At 38.7% G+C, this 2,538-nt stretch carries 2 protein-coding genes; both read right to left on the bottom strand.

What is annotated here, in order from left to right; all coding sequences use genetic code 11:
• Positions 1 to 90: 90 nt before the first annotated feature.
• Complete coding sequence (gene istB / locus EG240_RS16265) at positions 91 to 825, bottom strand: IS21-like element helper ATPase IstB (RefSeq protein WP_125020380.1); 735 nt, start codon at positions 823 to 825, stop codon at positions 91 to 93.
• Between the two features lie 15 nt (positions 826 to 840).
• Positions 841 to 2,385: an IS21 family transposase gene (gene istA / locus EG240_RS16260; RefSeq protein WP_125020379.1), complete on the bottom strand. Its 1,545-nt coding sequence runs from the start codon at positions 2,383 to 2,385 to the stop codon at positions 841 to 843.
• Positions 2,386 to 2,538: the final 153 nt, after the last annotated feature.

Below are 2,538 nucleotides of genomic sequence, written 5' to 3'. Positions count from 1 at the left end.
TGGATAGAACGGATAAAGTGAACCACTCGCAGCGGATGAAAGTGAGCATAGCAAAGCAAGTACTCAAAAACGATTCATCTGTTTATAAATTTAATAATTATTTTTTAATTTCTTGCGCATAGATTCCCCTTTAATATCTATTCTATGTGCAGTATGTACGAGGCGATCCAAAATAGCATCTGCTATGGTTTGTTCCCCGATAATATCATGCCATGCTTCAACTGGTAATTGCGAGGCAATGATAGTACTGTGTTTACCATGCCTGTCTTCTATAATTTCCATAAAAGAATTCCTATTGATCGTGTCCAAAGCTTTAAGCCCAAAGTCATCTAGGATCAGTAAATCTTGTTTTTCTAGTTTATTGATCTGTTTTAAATAGGAACCATCTGCTTTTGATGTTTTTAGCATTGTAAACAGTTTATTGGTGTTAAAATACATCACTTTGTATCCCAATGAGCAAGCTTGATGCCCAATTGCAGATGCCATATAACTTTTTCCTGCGCCGGTGCTCCCGGTAACAAGTATGTTCTGTTTTTGTGCTATAAAATTGCAACTGGAGAAGCGTTGTATTTGATTTTTATCCAAGCATCTTGAAGCATCATAATCGATAGCTTCCATGACGGCACTGTACCTAAAATGTGCGGCTTTCGTTAATCGCTCTATCTTCCGGTTTTGCCGGTCATCCCATTCACTCTGAAGGAGATATGCAATTAGTTCATCATTGGTGTAGAGGTTTGTGTTCTGCGGTAATAAACTCCCCTCAAAAGCTCTATACATTCCGTATAACCTTAGCTGTTTCATGTGTTCTAATGTCTGTGTATTCATCGTTTAAGTTTTAATTTATTTATAATAATTACTGCCTCTAATATTGTCGTGCCGTGGTATATCGGGTTGTTCTTCTACCTGCTCATCTAAAGTATCCCACCCGTTTTTAAGGATGCGTTCTATAATATTGTAGTTGTGCGCACCGTATTCCAAAGCGCGTTTACAAGCATTTTCCAATCGTATATTGCCTACTTTTTTGGCGAGGTGCAATATTCCCAAGCAGGATTTAAAAGATTGCTCAGGATGTTGTTTTTTGTCCAGTATTTTAATGATCAATATTTTGCAGTGATCCCCTATCTGGTGAGCCCATGCAATAAATTTTTCACTACTCCATTCACTGACAAAACGGTGATGGGACGGCATGTGTTCCTTTAAGGAGGTGTAGCCATATTTTTGTTTTGATCGTGTATGTACTGCCAGTACTTCCTGCTGATGATAAACTTCCACGGCGTTATCAGAATAAATAACTTTAACCTGTTTTCCTATATGTTTATAGGGTACGCTGTAGTAGTGTTTGTCTTTTCCGAAGTAAATATGACTGTTTTTATGAACCGTCGCATTTGCGGAACGTTTGATCTCATATCGTTTTGATGGGAGTGCTTGGAGTTGGTGTTTTTCAACCTCTTCAAACAAAGAATAGCGTGAGTACTCGCGGCCCCTAAAAGACATGTTGTTATGTAATTTAAGCTGTTCTAATATGGCTTTGTTGAGTTCGGATTTACTATGGAAGGTCTCATTGCGTAACGGAGCAAATACGCGGGTATATATAATGCGAACAGCATTTTCAACAATAGCCTTGTCTCTGGGCTTATAGGCCCTAGTGGGTAATACTACTGTTTCATAGTAGGTAGCAAAGTCGGCAAAATCTTCGTTTACCTTAGGCTCGTACCGGCTGCTTTTGGTCACGGCAGCTCTTAGATTATCTGGAACCAAAGCCTGAGGGACGCCTCCGTAAAACCAAAGTGCATTTTCAACGCAGGCCATGAAATCTTCTTTCTTTTGACTCTCACAAGCTTCTACATACGTATATTGACTGCTGCCCAAAACACATACAAAAACTTCCAGATCTTGTATTTCTCCTGTATGAGGATCTACAATGGAGAGCTTCTTCCCGGTAAAGTCGATGAATAGCTTGTCCCCAGCTTTATGGGTAAAGTGCATCACCGGAGATACTTCTTTTGCCCATTCTCGATACCAATATCTAAACTGGGTAATTTTATAACCATCGGGATGTTTGGTATAATATTCCTGCCAGAGCAGTTCTTTGGTAACTCCGGTTTTTCGAAGCTCTTTATCAAAATAAGGAAAGTATTTTTCTAAAGTTAATAACTGGGGACTTTTGTCCTTATGGTCGGATTTAAACAAGTTACTAAGTTCCTCGTGTGTCATTGCCGACACTTCGTAACTAGTAAGGCTGTAACGTTTAAAAAAATCAATATACTTAGTGATGGTGTTGCGGGAAAGTCCTATAATTAGACTTATTTTACGCTTGCTGACACCTTCGCTGTAGAGTTTAAAAATCTGTTTTATTTTTCGCATATCTATTTGTCTATTTGCCATGATCTTTTTTTAATTAAAAAGATCGGGAAATCTGTACAGATAGAATCGATTTTTAGTGGTTCACTTTCATCCGCTGAAGGTGGTTCACTTTGAGCCGTTGCGCTATGCTCACTTTAATCCGCTGAAGGTGGTATACTATAGCCGTTTTTTGCA

The sequence above is a fragment of the Paenimyroides tangerinum genome (genome assembly GCF_003865405.1).
In the GTDB taxonomy this organism is placed as follows: domain Bacteria; phylum Bacteroidota; class Bacteroidia; order Flavobacteriales; family Flavobacteriaceae; genus Flavobacterium; species Flavobacterium tangerinum.
This window is presented reverse-complemented; position numbering and strand designations above follow the sequence as displayed.

What these genes read in the sequence shown, in the direction of transcription:
- istB (WP_125020380.1), bottom strand. Translation starts at nt 825, where the DNA reads ATGAATACACAGACATTAGAACACATGAAACAGCTAAGGTTATACGGA.
- istA (WP_125020379.1), bottom strand. Translation starts at nt 2,385, where the DNA reads ATGGCAAATAGACAAATAGATATGCGAAAAATAAAACAGATTTTTAAA.